Source organism: Sphaerotilus hippei (assembly GCF_003201595.1).
Taxonomy (GTDB): Bacteria; Pseudomonadota; Gammaproteobacteria; order Burkholderiales; family Burkholderiaceae_C; genus Sphaerotilus; species Sphaerotilus hippei.
The window spans coordinates 120449-136833 of record NZ_QJJS01000010.1 but is presented as its reverse complement, the minus strand read 5'-3'; the positions used below and the strand labels follow the sequence as shown (position 1 = coordinate 136833).

The window sequence follows — 16385 nt, the reverse complement described above, 5'->3', positions numbered from 1 at the left end:
GGGCTCTCAGGCTCAGCCGACCCAGCGACGGGCGCTGCCGAACATGCGTGCCCAGGGGCTGCGCGCCTCCAGGTCGCCCGAGGTCCAGCTCATCTGCACATTGCGGAACACCCGTTCCGGGTGCGGCATCAGCACGGTGAAACGGCCGTCGGCCGTGGTCACCGAGGTCAGGCCGTCCGGGCTGCCGTTCGGGTTGAACGGATAGACCTCGGTGGCCGCGCCGTGGTGGTCGACGAAACGCATTGCGCGCTGCACCCGGGACGCGTCGCCGCGCTGCGAGAAGTCGGCATAACCCTCGCCGTGCGCCACGGCGATCGGCATGCGGCTGCCGGCCATGCCCTGCAGGAAGATCGACGGGCTCTCCAGCACCTCGACCAGGCTCAGGCGGGCCTCGAACTGCTCGCTCTTGTTGCGCGTGAACTTGGGCCAGTCCTGGGCACCCGGGATGATCGGCGCGAGGGCGGCCATCATCTGGCAGCCGTTGCACACGCCCAGCGCGAAGGTGTCGCCGCGGCCGAAGAAGGCCGCGAACTGATCGGCCAGCTTCGGGTTGAACATGATCGAGCGGGCCCAGCCTTCGCCGGCGCCCAGCGTGTCGCCATAGCTGAAGCCGCCGCAGGCGACCACCCCCTGGAACTGGTCGAGGCGGGCCCGGCCGGCCTGCAGATCGGACATGTGCACGTCGAAGGTGTCGAAGCCGGCCTGGGCCATCGCGTAGCTCATCTCGACGTGCGAGTTCACGCCCTGCTCGCGCAGGATCGCCACCTTGGGCCGCGCGCGGCCGATGAACGGCGCGGCCACGTCTTCCCGCGGATCGAAGGAGAGCGCCACATGCAGGCCCGGATCGGTGGCGACACCGACCGTCGAGTGCTCGCTGTCGGCGCAGGCCGGGTTGTCGCGCTGGGCGGCGATGCGCCAGCTGACCTCGTCCCAGGCCTGCTGCAGCGACTGCAGCGGGGCGCTGAACACGGCCTTGGCGTCGCGCCAGACCTCGACCGAAGCCCGGTCGTTGGTCTTGCCCACGACATGGCTGTGGCGGCTCAGGCCATGTTCACGCAGGGTCTGCATGACCTCGTCGCGCACGGCGGTGGGCACCTGGATCAGCGCGCCGAGCTCTTCGTTGAACAGCGCCTTGAGCGTCAGCTCGTTGCGGCGTTCGGCGACCTGGCCGGCCCAGTTCTTGGAGTCGCCGGTGTCGGCCCGGCTGTCGCTGATGCCGTCGCCTTCGGTGACCAGCATGTCCACGTTCAGGCTGACGCCGACGTGGCCGGCAAACGCCATCTCGCAGGCCGCCGCCCACAGGCCGCCGTCGCTGCGGTCGTGGTAGGCCAGCAGCTTGCCGTCGGCACGCAGCCGGTTGATCGCGGCGACCAGCGCCTTGAGCTGCGCCGGGTCATCCACGTCCGGCACCTCGTGGCCGAACTGGCCGATGACCTGCGCCAGCATCGAGCCGCCCATGCGGTTGCGGCCCTGGCCCAGGTCGACCAGGATCAGCGAGGTGTCCAGGCCGGCGGGCGTGTCGGTGCGCAGCTGCGGCGTCAGCGTGCCGCGCACGTCGTCGAGCGTGACGAAGGCGGTGACGATCAGCGAGACCGGTGCGACCACCTGCTTCGTCTGGCCGGCATCGTCCCACTTCGTGCGCATCGACAGCGAATCCTTGCCCACCGGGATGCCGATGCCCAGCGCCGGGCACAGCTCCATGCCGACGGCCTTGACCGTCTCGTAGAGCGCGGCATCCTCGCCGGGCTCGCCGCAGGCGGCCATCCAGTTGGCCGACAGCTTGACGCGAGAGAGCTCGAACGGCGCGGCCAGCAGGTTGGTGATGGCCTCGGCCACCGCCATGCGGCCCGAGGCGGGCGCATCCAGCGAGGCCAGCGGCGTGCGCTCGCCCATGGACATGGCCTCGCCGCGGAAGCCGGCGTAGTCGGCCAGCGTGACCGCGCAGTCGGCCACCGGCACCTGCCACGGACCGACCATCTGGTCGCGGTGGCTCATGCCCCCCACGGTGCGGTCGCCGATGGTGATCAGGAAACGCTTGGAGGCCACCGTCGGGTGGCGCAGCACGCTGAAGGCCACCTCGTCGAGCGGCACGCCGGTCAGGTCGAGCGGCTGCTCGCTGCGCTCGAGGCGCCGCACGTCGCGGTGCACCTTGGGCGGCTTGCCCAGCAGCACGTCCATGGGCATGTCGATCGGACGCTCGCCGCCCGGGCCGTCCTCGAGGATCAGTTCGCGGTCATCGGTGGCCACGCCGACCACGGCGTAGGGCGCGCGCTCGCGGCGGCACATCTCGTCGAACAGCGGCAGCGCCTCGGGCGTGACCGCCATGACGTAGCGCTCCTGGCTCTCGTTGCACCAGATCTCCTTGGGCGCCAGGCCGGTCTCTTCCAGCGGCACCTTGCGGATGTCGAAGGTCGCGCCCTTGCCGGTGCCGTCGACCAGCTCGGGGAAGGCATTGCTGATGCCGCCCGCACCGACGTCGTGGATGGCCACGATCGGGTTGTTCACGCCCAGCGCGAAGCAGTGGTTGATGACCTCCTGCGCACGGCGCTGGATCTCGGGGTTGCCACGCTGCACCGAGTCGAAGTCGAGCGAGGCGGTGTTGGTGCCCGCGGCCATCGAGCTGGCGGCGCCGCCACCCATGCCGATGCGCATGCCCGGGCCCCCCAGCTGGATCAGCAGCGTGCCGGCGCCAAAGGGCAGCTTGTGGGTCTGGCCCTCGGTGATCGTGCCCAGACCGCCGGCGATCATGATCGGCTTGTGGTAGCCGCGGCGCACCCCGGCGACCTCCTGCTCGAAGACGCGGAAGTAGCCCGCCAGGTTGGGCCGGCCGAACTCGTTGTTGAAGGCCGCGCCCCCCAGCGGGCCTTCGGTCATGATCTGCAGCGGGCTGGCGATGTGCTCGGGCTTGCCGACCGGGTTCTTCTCCCAGGGCTCGTCGGTGCCGGGCAGGTGCAGGTTGGAGACGTTGAAACCCGTCAGGCCGGCCTTGGGCTTGGAGCCGCGGCCGGTGGCGCCTTCGTCGCGGATCTCGCCGCCCGCGCCGGTCGAGGCGCCGGGGTACGGGGAGATCGCGGTCGGGTGGTTGTGCGTCTCCACCTTCATCAGCACGTGGGTGGTTTCCTGGCGCGCGCCATACTGCGGCGCGTTGGTGTAGCCCTGCGGCACCCAGCGCTCGATCAGGCCGCCTTCCATCACCGCGGCGTTGTCGCTGTAGGCCACCACGGTGGACTGCGGCGCGAGCTTCTCGGTGTTGCGGATCATGCCGAACATCGACATCGGCTGGCGCTCGCCGTCGATGGTGAAGTCGGCGTTGAAGATCTTGTGGCGGCAGTGCTCGGAGTTGGCCTGCGCGAACATCATCAGCTCGACGTCGCTGGGGTTGCGCTTCAGGTCGGTGAAGGCCTTGACCAGGTAGTCGATCTCGTCGTCCGACAGCGCCAGGCCGAAGTCCTTGTTGGCGGCGACCAGCGCGTCGCGCCCGGCGCCCAGCACGTCGACATGGGCCAGCGGCTCGGCCGGCTGCTCGTCGAACAGGTGGCGGGCGGCCTCACGCTCGAGCGCCGCCGATTCGGTCATGCGGTCGTGCAGCACCAGCGCGCAGGCCTGCAGCTCGTCGGCGCCCAGGGGCCGCGAGCCCTTGAGCGCATCGAGCAGGCCCGACTTCAGCACCAGGCGGAACTCGGTGACCCGCTCGACCCGGTGCACGCCGGCCAGGCCGCAGTTGCGGGCGATGTCGGTGGCCTTGGAGGCCCAGGGCGAGACCGTGCCCAGGCGCGGCATGACGACGATCAGCTCGCCGTCGGCCGGGGCGGTGCAGGCGTCCCCGTAGGTCAGCAGTGCGGCGAGCTTGTCGAGGTCGGCGCGCTCCAGCGCGGCGTCGCTCCACACCCAGTGCACATGGCGAGCCGACACATCGACGATGCGCGCACTCACGGCCTGCAGCCGGGGCAGCAGCGCCTGGGCGCGGAAGGCGGAAAGGGCGTTGCCGCCCTCGAAATGCACGAGGTGCTTGGAGGAGGAAGAAGACACGCGGTGAGTCCCGAAGGGCTGGAGGATCGGCCTGGACCGGACGCGGTGCGTCCGGCGCCAAAACCAGGATTTTAGGCGAGGCTCAGACCAGCGACTGCACATGACGTGCAATCGCGAGGCTGGAGGTCAATCCCGGGGACTCGATGCCGAAGAGCTGCACCAGGCCGGGCACCCCGTGCCGGGCCGGCCCGTCGATGCGGAAATCGGCGGCGGCGTCATCGGGCCCGCTGATCTTCGGGCGGATGCCCGAGTAGGCCGGCGCCAGCGAGCCGTCGGGCAGGCCGGGCCAGTAGCGGCGGATGGATTCGTCCATGCCGGCCTGGCGGGCGGGGTCGACGACATAACGTGCACCGAAGTCGGCCGGGCTGCCGTCGGGCTGGATCGGCTCGACGTCGATCCACTCCGTGTCCGGCCCGAAGCGCATCTGGCCGGCCAGGTCGAGGGTGATGTGCACGCCCAGGCCGGCCGAGTTGGGCATCGGATAGATCAGGTGCTTGAACGGCGCCCGGCCGGTGTAGGAAAAATAGCTGCCCTTGCAGAAGTGCGCGCGCGGCGACAGTTCGGGCGCCAGCCCCTGCACCCGGGAGGCCACGACCGGCGCCCACAGGCCGGCCGAGTTGATCACCGTGCGGGCACGCAGCTGCGACGCCTCGGCGCCGCCGACGTGCAGCAGCAGGCCGGGCCCGCCATCGTCGGGCCGCTCCATCGACAGCACCGGCGAGCACAGCGCCAGCATCGCGCCGTGGGCCTCGGCATCGCCCAGCAGCGCCAGCATGTAGCCGTGGCTGTCGAGGATGCCGGTCGACGGCGACAGCAGCGCCGCCGTGCAGTGCAGCTCGGGCTCCAGCGCGCGGGCCTCGTCGGCGCTCAGCCAGCGCAGGTCGTCGACGCCGTTGGCCACGGCCTGCCGGGCCAGCGCCTCGAGCTTGCCGTGCTGGGACGGGTCGGTCGCCACCAGGATCTTGCCGGGGCGCTGGTAGGTCACCTGGTGGCTGTCGCAGAAGTCGTAGAGCAGGCCCTTGCCCTCGACGCAGAATTTCGCCTTCAGCGAACCGGTCGGGTAGTAGATGCCGGCGTGGATGACCTCGCTGTTGCGCGAGCTGGTGGCGGTGCCGATCGCGTCCTGCGCCTCCAGGATCACCACTTCACGGCCGGCCATGGCGAGCGCGCGCGCCACCGCCAGACCGATCACGCCGGCACCGATCACTACACAATCCACAGATTCCATGTCCGATTCACTCCGAGTTTTTTCCAGACGCCGCCGAGGGCCCGCCGCCGCGAAGGCCGCCCCCGCGGGCCCCAGGAGGTTATCCCAGAACCATGCGGGTGCCGCCCCGGTGCAATAATTCGGCGCATGTCGATCACGATCAAGAACGCCTCGGACATCGAGGCCATGCGCGTGGCTTGCCGGCTCGCTTCCGAGGTGCTGGACATGCTGACGCCCCATGTCAGGCCCGGTGTCACCACCAACGAGCTGGACCGTCTGGCGCACGACCACATTGTGCAGGTGCAGGGCGCCATTCCCGCCCCCCTCAACTACGCCCCCCCGGGCTACACGCCCTACCCCAAGTCGGTGTGCACCTCGATCAACCATCAGGTCTGCCACGGCATCCCGAACGACCGCGCGCTCAAGAGCGGCGACATCATCAACATCGACATCACCGTCATCAAGGACGGCTGGCACGGCGACACCAGCCGCATGTTCGTCGTCGGCGACGGCTCGATCGCGGCCCGGCGCCTGTGCTCGCTGACCTACGACGCGATGTGGAAGGGCATCATGAAGGTGCGCCCCGGCGCCCGCCTGGGTGACATCGGCCACGCGATCCAGACCTTCGCCGAGAACCAGGGCCTGTCGATCGTGCGCGAATTCTGCGGCCACGGCATCGGCCTGAAGTTCCACGAGGACCCGCAGGTGCTGCACTACGGCCGGCCCGGCACGCTCGACGAGCTCCAGCCCGGCATGATCTTCACGATCGAGCCGATGATCAACGCCGGCCGGCGCGAGATCAAGGAAGCCGGGGACGGCTGGACCATCGTGACCAAGGACCGCTCGCTGTCGGCGCAGTGGGAGCACACGGTGGTGGTGACCGAGACCGGCTACGAGGTGCTGACGCTGTCGGCCGGCAGCCCGGCGACGCCGGCCTTCGTGACGGCCGAGGCCTGACCCGCCGATGCCTGGAGTGAACTCGGCACCGGGACATCCGGACCCGTCGTCGGCCGCGCCGCACACCGACCTGAAGAACGGCCAGCTGGCGCGCCTGCGCACCGAGCTGAAGCAGGGCAAGGCCGACCTGATCGAGGCCTTCGGCCGGACACGCGCCTCGGCCTCCACCGCCACGGCGCTGATCCGCGTGATCGCCCGGCACGTCGACCACATGCTCGAGCAGCTCTGGCACCTCAGCGGCATGCCGCGCGGGGCCGCGCTGGTGGCCGTGGGCGGCTACGGCCGCGGCGAGCTCTACCCGGGCTCCGACGTCGACGTGCTGGTGCTGATGCCCGCCGAGCTGTCGTGCGCCGAGGACTTTCCCGACAGCCCCTCGTCGGCCGAGGCACGCCACTGCGTCGAGCGCTTCATCACCGCCTGCTGGGACATCGGCCTGGAGATCGGCTCGAGCGTGCGCACCGTCTCCGAGTGCGTGGCCGAGGCGCAGGCCGACGTCACCGTGCAGACCGCGCTGCTGGAGAGCCGTTTCCTGCGCGGATCGCGCCGGCTCTACGAACAGTTCTGCCAGGAGACGGCCGCGATCATGGATCCGGCCGCCTTCTTCCGCGCCAAGACGCTGGAGATGGTGCAGCGCCACGTCAAGTACGAGGACACGCCCTACTCGCTGGAGCCCAACTGCAAGGAGAGCCCGGGGGGCCTGCGGGACCTGCAGGTGGTGCGCTGGGTCGCCAGCGCGGCCGGCCTGGGCAAGTCCTGGACGGAGCTGGCCAGCCGCGGCCTGATCACGCGCTTCGAGGCGATCCAGCTGCACCGCAACGAGGGCCTGCTGCAGAGCATCCGCGCCCGCCTGCACGTGGTGGCCGGCCGGCGCGAGGACCGGCTGGTCTTCGACCTTCAGACGGCCGTGGCCGAGAGCTTCGGCTACCAGAACACGCCGGAGCTGCGCGCCAGCGAAGCGCTGATGCGGCGCTACTACTGGGCCGCCAAGGCGGTGGTGCAGCTCAACCAGATCCTGATGATGGGCATCGAGGAGCGGGTCAACGGCTCGCAGCACGCCCCGATGCGCCCGATCAGCGAGCACTTCTACGACCGGGGCGGCATGCTCGAGGTGGCCAGCGACGACCTCTACCTGCGCCACCCGCACACCATCCTCGAGACCTTCCTGACCTACCAGCGCACGATGGGCATCAAGGGCCTGTCGGTGCGCACGCTGCGGGCGCTCTACAACGCCCGCGGCATCATGAACGCGGCCTTCCGGCGCGATCCGGTCAACCACCGCTGCTTCCTGGAGATCCTGCGCCAGCCGCGCGGCCAGACCCATGTGTTCCGGCTGATGAACGAGACCTCCGTGCTGGGGCGCTACCTGTGGGTCTTCCGGCGCATCGTCGGCCAGATGCAGCACGACCTGTTCCACGTCTACACGGTCGACCAGCACATCCTGATGGTGCTGCGCAACGTGCGCCGCTTCTTCATCCCCGAGCACACGCACGAATACCCCTTCTGCTCGCAGCTGGGCACGCAGTGGGACAAGCCCTGGGTGCTCTACGTGGCCGCGCTGTTCCACGACGTGGCCAAGGGGCGCGGGGGCGACCACTCCGAACTGGGCGCGGTCGAGGTGCGCCGCTTCTGCCGCGACCACGGCATCGATCGCGAGGACTGCCGGCTGATCGAGTTCATCGTCAAGGAACACCTGACGATGTCGCGGGTCGCGCAGAAGGAGGACCTGTCGGACCCCGAAGTGGTCGACGCGTTCGCGCAGCGGGTGCAGAACCCGCGCTACCTGACCGCGCTCTACCTGCTGACCGTGGCCGACATCCGCGGCACCAGCCCGAAGGTCTGGAACGCCTGGAAGGGCAAGCTGCTGGAGGACCTCTACCGGGCGACCTTCCGTGCGCTCGGCGGCGCACGTCCGGACATGAGCAACGAGATCGAGCAGCGCAAGCGCGAGGCCCGCCAGATGCTGGCGCTGCACTCGATGCTGCCCGGCGCCGAGGAGGCGCTGTGGAAGACGCTGGACCTGAACTACTTCGCCCGCCACGACAGCGGCGAGATCGCCTGGCATGCCCGCGCGCTCAACCGCCGCGTCGACACTCCGGTGCCGCTGGTCAGCACCCGGCTGTCGCCGGTGGGCGAAGGCATGCAGGTGCTGGTGTACTCACCCGACCGCCAGGACCTGTTCGCCCGCATCTGCGGTTATTTCGAAGGGGCGCAGTTCAGCATTCTCGATGCGCGGGTGCACACCAGCCGCAGCGGTTATGCGGTCGACACCTTCCAGGTCATCTCGCCGCATTTCGACCAGCCCTACCGCGACCTGCTGTCGCTGGTCGAGCACCAGCTCGGCGAGGCCCTGACGACCTCCGGGCCGCTGCCCGCCCCCGGGCGCGGCCGGCTGTCGCGGCGGGTCAAGTCCTTCCCGATCACGCCGCGGGTGCAGCTGCGTCCGGACGAGCGGGCGCAGCGCTGGGTGCTGTCGGTGTCGGCGAGCGACCGCTCCGGGCTGCTCTACAGCATCGCCCGGGTGCTGGCCGAGCACCACATCAACCTGCAGCTGGCCAAGATCAGCACGCTGGGCGAGCGGGTCGAGGACACCTTCCTGGTCGACGGCGCCGCGCTGCAGCACAACCGCAGCCAGATCGAGTTCGAGACCCGGCTGCTCGACGCGCTGGCCTGAGGTCCGCGGACCCGAGGCAGTCCGGCCTCGGGTCCCGGTCCGCTCGTCAGGCGGCGTCGGCGTCCGACTCGTCCGATGCCCGTGAGGCCTGCGACGGCGCCTCAGCCACGACCCCGTCGGCGGCATCGGCCACCTCGACCGCCACCGCTTCAGGCTCGGGGGCGGCCGGCAGGGTCCAGCCGTCGATGCGCTCGAACACCGCGATCGACTCGACGTGGGCCGTGTGCGGGAACATGTTGACCACGCCGGCCTGCACGCAGCGGTAGCCGGCCTGATGGACCAGCAGGCCGGCATCGCGGGCCAGCGTCGCCGGGTTGCAGCTGACGTAGACGATGCGCAGCGGCGGCTCGAACCCGTCGATCGGCTGCTGGCGCACGTCGGCCAGCGCCTTGACCAGCGCGAACGCCCCTTCGCGCGGCGGGTCGATCAGCCAGCGTGGCGCGCTGCCGTAGACGGCCAGGTCGGCGCCCGACAGCTCGAACAGGTTGCGCGCCTCGAAGCTCGTCTTGTGCGCCAGCTGGTTGAGCACGGCGTTCTCGCGCGAGCGCTGCACCAGCGTCTCGCTGCCCTCGATGCCCAGCACCTCGCGGGCCTGGGTGGCCAGCGGCAGCGTGAAGTTGCCCAGGCCACAGAACCAGTCGAGCACCCGGTCATCGGGCCGCACCGCCAGCAGCCGCAGCGCACGGGCGACCAGCACCCGGTTGATGTGGTGGTTGACCTGCGTGAAGTCGGTCGGCTTGAACGGCATCACGACGCCGAACTCGGGCAGCGTGTAGGCCAGCTGCACCCCGCCCTCCTCCAGCAGGTGCACGGTGTCGGGCCCCTTGGGCTGCAGCCACCACTGCACGTCGTGCACGGCGGCGAAGGCCTTCAGGCGCTCGACGTCGGCCGGCGACAGCGGCTCGAGGTGGCGCAGCACCAGCGCATTGACCAGACCCTGGGGCGACTCGCCCAGCGCCAGCTCGATCTGCGGCAGGCGGTCACGCGCGTCCATGCCGGCGATCAGCTCGCGCAGCGGCATCAGCATCGCGCTGATGTGCGGCGGCAGCACCTCGCAGCGCTGCATGTCGGCGACATAACGCGACTTGCGCTCGTGGAAACCCACCAGCACGACCCCCTTCTTGACCACGTGACGCACCGACAGCCGGGCGCGATAGCGGTAGCCCCAGGTCGGACCCTCGATGGGCCGCAGCATGCGTTCAGGGCGGACCTTGCCGAGGTGCTTGAGGTTGTCCTCGAGGATGCGCTGCTTGACCGCGACCTGCGCGGTGGGCTCGAAGTGCTGCATCTTGCAGCCCCCGCAGGCGCCGCCGTGCAGGCCGAAGTGCGCGCAGCCGGGGCGCACCCGCAGCGAGCTCTCGCGCCCCAGCACCTTCAGCGTGGCCTGCTCCCAGTTGTTCTTGCGGCGCAGGACCTGCACCTGCACCTGCTCGCCGGGCAGCGCCCCTTCGACGAAGACCACCTTGCCCTCGGCATTGCGGCCCACGCCCTGGGCGTCCAGATCGAGCGCGTCGATCGTCAGCCATTCGTTCACGTCAGTCATTCATGTCTCCAAAATGCAGCAAGGCGGGCCGAGCCCGCCTTGTCATCCCTGTGGACGGGGGGTGGCGGTCAGCGCGCCGGCAGCAGGCGCATCGGATCGACCGGCTTGCCACGCCGGCGGATCTCGAAATGCAGCTGGACCCGCTCGGCATCGGTGGACCCCATCTCGGCGATCTTCTGGCCGCGGCGCACGACCTGCTCGTCCTTGACCAGCAGCGCCCGGTTGTGGGCGTAGGCGCTGAGGTAGACCTCGTTGTGCTTGATGATCACCAGGTTGCCGTAGCCGCGCAGGCCCGCGCCGGCATACACCACCCGGCCGTCGGCGGTGGCCAGCACCGGGTCGCCTTCCTTGCCGGCCAGGGCCACGCCCTTGTTGCGCGCGTCGTCGAAGGCCGCCAGCACGGCACCGCCGGTGGGCCACATCCAGTTGATGCCGTCATCGTCGGGAGCGGCCGCCGGCGCGGCGGGCGCCGGGGTCGGCGTCGGGGCCGGAGCACTCGCCACCGGCGCGGCCGGTGCGGCACCCGAGGCCGGCAGCGGCGCCGGGCGCGGCTCGGGCAGGCGAGCCGCACCGATCGGACGGCTGGCGCTGGAGGTCGGATCCAGCCCCGGCGGCACCACGCGCAGCACCTGCCCGACCTCGATGCGGTCGGCGTTGTCCAGCGTGTTCCAGCGCTGCAGGTCCTTCCAGTTCTGCCCGGTCTCCAGCCCGATGCGGATCAGGGTGTCGCCCGGCTTGACCATGTAATAACCGGGCTTGCCGGCGTTCTCGCTGCCGGGTGGCAGGCGATTCGGGTCCGAGGGCGTGGAAGAGGCGCCCGCGCGCACCGGCACGGAACGGTCCTCGACCGGCGCGCGGGGTTTCACGCCCGAAGCGCAGCCGGCCAGCCAGAGGCACACGCCGGCCAGCACAAGCAGGCGACCCGCGGGGACAGCAGTACGAAGAGGTGTCATGGAATAGGAGAAATCAGGTGCCACCGGGGTTGCAGGGCCTCGACCTCCCGTCGAACTGCTCAACCCTGCCCGGATTCGCTGGTGCCGGATTCTAAGGGGACGAAGCGCACACCCTCGTGCACCGTGTGGACCAGCCGGCCATCGGCCAGGCGGTCCACCACCATCAGCACCTGGTGGTTGCCGCCACCCTCGTGGACCGGTGCCACCAGGCGCCCGCCGACGGCCAGCTGCTCGAGCCAGGCCGGCGGCAGCGCCTCGCCGCAGGCGGCGGCGATGATGCCGTCGTAGGGCGCGTTGGGGGGATGTCCGAGGCGGCCGTCGCCGTAGATCAGGCGCAGGTTGTCCGCCCGGATGGGCGCGAGGTGATCGCGTGCCCGGTCGTACAGGGCCCGCAGGCGCTCGACCGAATAGGCCTGCCGGGCCAGCATCGACAGCAGCGCCGCCTGGTAACCACAGCCGGTGCCGATCTCGAGCACACGCGACAGTTGGGTGCCGCCCGGGCGGTGGCGCAGCAGCGACAGCATGCGGGCGACCACCGTGGGCTTGGAGATGGTCTGGCCCAGGCCGATCGGCAGGCTGGTGTCCTCGTAGGCTTGGCCCGCCAGCCCCGCATCGACGAACTGGTGCCGCGGCACCACGCCCATCGCCTCGAGCACGCCCTCGTCGACGCAGCCATCGCGGCGCAGGCGCTCGACCATGCGCAGCCGGAAGGCGCGCGAGTCCATGCCCACGCCGGGCGAGGCCACGACCGCGCGAGGCGCCTCGGGCACCGGCCGCGCCCCGCGGGCAGCCGCCTCCGACACACCCGCGGCGACCACGGGCGAGCCCGAGGACAGCAGCGCGGGTGCACCGACCAGGCGCCTGGGCACCGGCACCGTGGCCCCGAGCTTCAGCGGAAAACGGCGCGGGCGATCCGGATCCCGGCCCGGAGCGTCGGCCGGATCGGCCCCCTCGGCCGACAGCCCCGGCGGCACGACCGGGTCGAGCGGATCCAGCGTCATGCGCCGCGGTCCTGCAGACGCGCCGACCACGACGGCAGCGCCGCGTGATCGGTCAGATCCACCTGCAGCGGCGTGATCGAGATCTCGCCCTGCGCCACGGCGTGGAAGTCCGTGCCTTCACCGGCCTCGCGCACCTCCCCCACCGCGCCGATCCAGTAGATCGGGTCGCCGCGCGGGCTGCATTGCCGGATCACCGGCTCGCTCGCATGGCGGCGTCCCAGGCGGCTGACCCGCCAGGGACGGCTGGCCGCATCGGCCCGGGCCGGCACGTTGACGTTGAGCAGGAAAGGCGCGCCCAGCGGCCGCGACAGCACCTGGGCGAGCATCTGGCGCGCCACCATCGCCGCCTGGTCGAGGTGCTCCCAGCCATGGCGGGCCAGCGAGAACGCGATCGCCGGCACGCCGAACAGGTAGGCCTCCATCGCCGCGGCCACCGTGCCGGAATAGATCGTGTCCTCACCGAGGTTGGCACCGTTGTTGATCCCCGAGACCACCAGGTCGGGCCGGCGGTCCAGCAGGCCGGTCAGCGCGACGTGCACGCAGTCCGACGGCGTGCCGTTGACATGGTGGAAGCCGCTGGACGCGGTGTGCAGCGACAGCGGACGCTGCAGCGTCAGCGCGTTGGACGTGCCGCTCGCGTTCTGCTCCGGAGCGACGACATCCACATGGCCGAACTCCCTGCAGACTTCGACCAGCGCGGACAGCCCGGGGGCGAGGTACCCATCGTCATTGGCAACCAGGATATGCATGCGGTCGATTGTAGGGACGCGGACCGCTGCCGTCTCGTGACGGTGCGCACGTCCGGCCTCGGTGTCGACCCGAGCAGGGCCGCGCCGAGGCTGAAAAAAGAGGCCGGTCAGCGCAGGCTCGACCCCCCGCTTCCCGGCCGCAGGCCCCGGGAGCAAAGGGTCCGCAGCAATGATCGGCCGGCGCGGGCGCCGCATAATCCGGTCTCGACGCGCCCCGGCGTGCGGCAGAGATTCAGAGGTTGTGCGATGTCGATCCGAGTGCTGATTGTTGAGGCGAACCCCATGGCGAGGAAGTTTCTCGTGCGCGTGGTGCGGGAGAGTTTCAGCGACGACATCACCTTCGACGAAGCCGCCGACTGCGACGCCGCCCGTGGCCTGGTCGGGCTGCCCTGGCACGGCGGCGTCGTGCCCGAGGCGGCCGACCGCTACCGGCTCATCCTGTGCGACCTGGAACAGCCCGGCTGCGGCGGCATCGAACTGCTGGCCGCCCTCAGCGACTATCCGGCCATCAAGATCGCCACGACGCTGCATTCGGACGACGAGCACCTGTTTCCAGCGCTGCAGTGCGGCGCGGACGGCTACCTGCTGAAGGAAGACCGCTTCGAGGTGCTGGTTGAAGAACTGCAGAAGGTGGTGCGGGGCCAGCCCTCGCTGTCCCCGGCGATCGCGCGCCGGCTGCTCGGCTTCTTCCGGCAGGCACAGCCCGGCCGGGAAGGTGCGCGCACCGGCTGGATGGACACCCAGCCCAACGCCGCCGCGCTGGGGCGCTCCTCGAGCTTCGGCGTCTCGGCGCTGGTGGCCACCAGCGGGTTCGGCGCGGAGGCCGGCACGGCCGTCGCGACCCAGGACCGACTCAATCCCCGCGAGAACGAGGTGCTGACCTACCTGAGCAAAGGCTTCACGCTCAAGGAAGTGGCTCGCCACATGGGCATCAAGTGGTTTGCCGTCAACGACCACATCCGCTCGGTCTACGCCAAGCTGTCGCGATCGAGCGACACCGAAGAGGCCGTCCAGGCCGGCCGGCAGGCGATGACCTGAAACACCGGTGGCCTTCACTCAGGACGAGTGAAGGCCACCGGAAACGAAAAAACCCCGAACGTTGCCGTTTCGGGGTTTTTTTGACTACTGCAGAATTCTGCAGGTCTTATCGGGTGGGGTGGCTAATGGGACTCGAACCCACGACAACCAGAATCACAATCTGGGACTCTACCAACTGAGCTATAGCCACCGCTGAACAGAAATAAATTATATGCCGAAATCAGAACCGGTTGCAAGCGTTTTCACCGGATCCTTTTCAATTCATCGATCGGACTCGGGGGCCGCCGCGGCGAGCGGCTTCACGCTGACCTTGAAACGCTGTTTCAGGGCCGCTTCGTAGGCCTGGGCTTCCGCCGCCGCCCAGAGCTGGGTGTACTGGGCACGCACCCGCGCGGCATCCCGGGTGATCTCGGCGGCGGCCGGCAGCACCTTGTTCATCCGCACCACCGCATAACCGGCCTGGCCCAGGTCGACCCCGACCCAGGAGCCGCCTTCGACGATCGGTGCCCGCAGGGCCGCATCGACCAGCGCCTGCGGCAGCTCACGCGCCTGCTGGCGTGACACGACGACCGCCGCCGACAGCGCCGCGGCCGCCTCCTGCGGCTTGCTCTTCCACTGCGCCAGCCGGCTCTCGCCCAGCTGACGGGCGGCCTGGGTCGCCTTGGCCTGCGCCACCTGCTGGCGCACCTGCTCGCGGGCCTCGGCCAGCGCACGCTTGGCCGCCGGCCGGTGCGTCAGCACATGCACGGCCGCCATGCGGTTGCCACCCAGGTCCAGCGGCTCGGAATTGCGCTTGCCATCCAGCGTCGATGCGGCGAAGACCAGATCGATCAGCTTCTGCTCGGCCAGCGGCCCCTTGGCATCCGGGCGGACCTGGCGCGACACCGCGCTGGCCTGACCCAGCTCCAGCTTGAGGCGCTCGGCCACCGGCTTCAGGCTGTCTTCCTGCTCGACCAGGTTGGTGAACTGCTCGGCCAGCTCGACGAAGCGGCGCTGGGCCAGCTGCTGGCGCACCTCGGCCTCGATCTCGGTGCGCACCGCCTCGAAGCTGCGCTGGCCACCGCCGCGCAGATCGGTCAGCTCGATGACGTGGTAGCCGAAGTCGGACTCGACCACGGCGCTGAGCTCACCCTTCTTCAGCGCGAACACCGCGTCCTCGAAAGGCTTGACCATCGCGCCGCGGGCGAACCAGTCCAGGTCACCACCGCGGGTGGCCGAACCTGGGTCTTCGGACTGCTTGCGGGCGAGCTCGGCGAACGAGGCCGGGTTCTTGCGCAGCTCGGCCAGCAGCGCCTCGGCGCGCTGGCGGGCCTGGGTGCGCGCCTCGGCGCCGGCACCGGCTTCGGCCTTGATCAGGATGTGGCTGGCCCGCCGCTCCTCGGGCGTGCTGTAGCGGGCCTGGTTTTCCTTGTAGTAGCTGCGCAGCTCGTCGTCGGTCACGGTGACCGAGCGGGCCACCGCCGGCAGGTCCAGCACCAGGTATTCGATGTCGGCGCTCTCCGGCGACATCAGGCGCGCCTGGTGGGCCGGATCGTCGTAGTAGGCCTGCAGCTCGGCGTCGCTGACCTGCACCTTGGCCAGCTCGGCGCTGGTGTCGAAGCGGGCGAACTGGATCTCGCGCTGCTGGAAGAAGGCGTCCACCGCGCGCGAGGCCACCGTCTGGGCACCGAACGAGGTGTCGGTCACGCCGGAGGTGACCTGGCGCATGGCCAGCTCCTGGCGCAGCTGGGCGGCGAACTGCTCGGAGGTCAGGCCGCGGGCCTGCAGCAGCTCACGCTTGAGGCTGCCGTCGGCGTTGCGCAGCGCCGCGAACTGCGGGTCGGTCTTGAACAGGCGGTCCAGGCGCTCGTCGGTGGGCAGCAGGTGCAGGCCGACGGCGGCGTCGAACATCAGGCGCTCGCGCACCAGCGCGTCGAGCGCGCGCGCGCGCAGCTCGGGGCTGTCGAGCAGCTTCGGGTCCATGCCCGGCATCTGGGTCTGCAGGCGCTCGAGCTGGCTGCGCAGCGCGGCATCGAGCTCGGTCTTGCTGATCGAGCGGCCGTTCACCTTCGCGACCTCCTGCTTCTCGTCGGAAAAGCTGTCGTAGCCCTGGATGCCGAAGGCCACGAACGACGGCACGATCAGCACCAGCAAGGCGCCCTGGAAGATGCGGTTGTGACGGCGAACAAAATCGAACATCGATGTACCCGAATACGACAAAGGCGAACCGGGGTTCGCCTTTGACAAGTGAAACGGCG

Annotated in this window: 10 protein-coding genes and 1 tRNA gene; 3 read left to right on the top strand and 8 right to left on the bottom strand. The window is 70.1% G+C overall.

Annotated features, from left to right (window positions below; all coding sequences use genetic code 11):
* Window positions 1-12 precede the first annotated feature (12 nt).
* Both purL and C7444_RS12195 read right to left on the bottom strand, forming a co-directional pair.
* Window positions 13-4131 (bottom strand): phosphoribosylformylglycinamidine synthase, encoded by a 4119-nt coding sequence (gene purL, locus C7444_RS12200; protein ID WP_110401131.1) that lies wholly within the window; start codon window positions 4129-4131, stop codon window positions 13-15.
* Window positions 4112-5257, bottom strand: a complete 1146-nt coding sequence (locus tag C7444_RS12195) for an NAD(P)/FAD-dependent oxidoreductase (protein ID WP_110401130.1) — start codon at window positions 5255-5257, stop codon at window positions 4112-4114. The genes purL and C7444_RS12195 overlap by 20 nt, the downstream gene beginning before the upstream one ends.
* Window positions 5258-5383: 126 nt before the next feature.
* On the opposite strand from C7444_RS12195, the gene map reads away from it, so the two are divergent.
* Window positions 5384-6193 (top strand): type I methionyl aminopeptidase, encoded by an 810-nt coding sequence (map, locus tag C7444_RS12190; protein WP_110401129.1) that lies wholly within the window; start codon window positions 5384-5386, stop codon window positions 6191-6193.
* A gap of 7 nt (window positions 6194-6200) precedes the next feature.
* The gene (locus tag C7444_RS12185) at window positions 6201-8864 is read left to right on the top strand and encodes a [protein-PII] uridylyltransferase (protein ID WP_110401128.1); all 2664 of its coding nucleotides are present in this window, start codon (window positions 6201-6203) and stop codon (window positions 8862-8864) included.
* A gap of 46 nt (window positions 8865-8910) precedes the next feature.
* On the opposite strand, the gene rlmD is transcribed toward C7444_RS12185, so the two are convergent.
* The 4 genes from rlmD to surE form a co-directional block, all read right to left on the bottom strand.
* Window positions 8911-10407, bottom strand: a complete 1497-nt coding sequence (gene rlmD / locus C7444_RS12180) for a 23S rRNA (uracil(1939)-C(5))-methyltransferase RlmD (RefSeq protein WP_110401127.1) — start codon at window positions 10405-10407, stop codon at window positions 8911-8913.
* Between the two features lie 68 nt (window positions 10408-10475).
* On the bottom strand, window positions 10476-11360 hold the full coding sequence (locus C7444_RS12175) for a peptidoglycan DD-metalloendopeptidase family protein (RefSeq protein ID WP_110401126.1): 885 nt from the start codon (window positions 11358-11360) through the stop codon (window positions 10476-10478).
* A gap of 59 nt (window positions 11361-11419) precedes the next feature.
* Window positions 11420-12361 (bottom strand): protein-L-isoaspartate(D-aspartate) O-methyltransferase, encoded by a 942-nt coding sequence (locus C7444_RS12170; RefSeq protein ID WP_110401125.1) that lies wholly within the window; start codon window positions 12359-12361, stop codon window positions 11420-11422.
* Complete coding sequence (gene surE / locus C7444_RS12165; RefSeq protein WP_110401124.1) at window positions 12358-13110, bottom strand: 5'/3'-nucleotidase SurE; 753 nt, start codon at window positions 13108-13110, stop codon at window positions 12358-12360. The genes C7444_RS12170 and surE overlap by 4 nt, the downstream gene beginning before the upstream one ends.
* A gap of 246 nt (window positions 13111-13356) precedes the next feature.
* On the opposite strand from surE, the gene C7444_RS12160 reads away from it, so the two are divergent.
* Complete coding sequence (locus tag C7444_RS12160) at window positions 13357-14148, top strand: response regulator (RefSeq protein ID WP_110401123.1); 792 nt, start codon at window positions 13357-13359, stop codon at window positions 14146-14148.
* A gap of 114 nt (window positions 14149-14262) precedes the next feature.
* Here C7444_RS12160 and C7444_RS12155 read toward each other — a convergent pair.
* Together C7444_RS12155 and C7444_RS12150 are read right to left on the bottom strand one after the other, a co-directional pair.
* A tRNA-His gene (locus C7444_RS12155) sits at window positions 14263-14338 on the bottom strand.
* A 71-nt stretch (window positions 14339-14409) separates the two neighbouring features.
* Window positions 14410-16326 carry a SurA N-terminal domain-containing protein gene (locus C7444_RS12150; RefSeq protein ID WP_110401122.1) on the bottom strand — a complete coding sequence of 639 codons (1917 nt, stop codon included), beginning with the start codon at window positions 16324-16326 and terminating at the stop codon, window positions 14410-14412.
* Window positions 16327-16385 lie beyond the last annotated feature (59 nt).

Coding starts and splice junctions, on each gene's coding strand:
- purL (WP_110401131.1), bottom strand. CDS start 4,131: ATGTGCAGTCGCTGGTCTGAGCCTCGCCTAAAATCCTGGTTTTGGCGC.
- C7444_RS12195 (WP_110401130.1), bottom strand. CDS start 5,257: ATGGAATCTGTGGATTGTGTAGTGATCGGTGCCGGCGTGATCGGTCTG.
- map (WP_110401129.1), top strand. CDS start 5,384: ATGTCGATCACGATCAAGAACGCCTCGGACATCGAGGCCATGCGCGTG.
- C7444_RS12185 (WP_110401128.1), top strand. CDS start 6,201: ATGCCTGGAGTGAACTCGGCACCGGGACATCCGGACCCGTCGTCGGCC.
- rlmD (WP_110401127.1), bottom strand. CDS start 10,407: ATGACTGACGTGAACGAATGGCTGACGATCGACGCGCTCGATCTGGAC.
- C7444_RS12175 (WP_110401126.1), bottom strand. CDS start 11,360: ATGACACCTCTTCGTACTGCTGTCCCCGCGGGTCGCCTGCTTGTGCTG.
- C7444_RS12170 (WP_110401125.1), bottom strand. CDS start 12,361: ATGACGCTGGATCCGCTCGACCCGGTCGTGCCGCCGGGGCTGTCGGCC.
- surE (WP_110401124.1), bottom strand. CDS start 13,110: ATGCATATCCTGGTTGCCAATGACGATGGGTACCTCGCCCCCGGGCTG.
- C7444_RS12160 (WP_110401123.1), top strand. CDS start 13,357: ATGTCGATCCGAGTGCTGATTGTTGAGGCGAACCCCATGGCGAGGAAG.
- C7444_RS12150 (WP_110401122.1), bottom strand. CDS start 16,326: ATGTTCGATTTTGTTCGCCGTCACAACCGCATCTTCCAGGGCGCCTTG.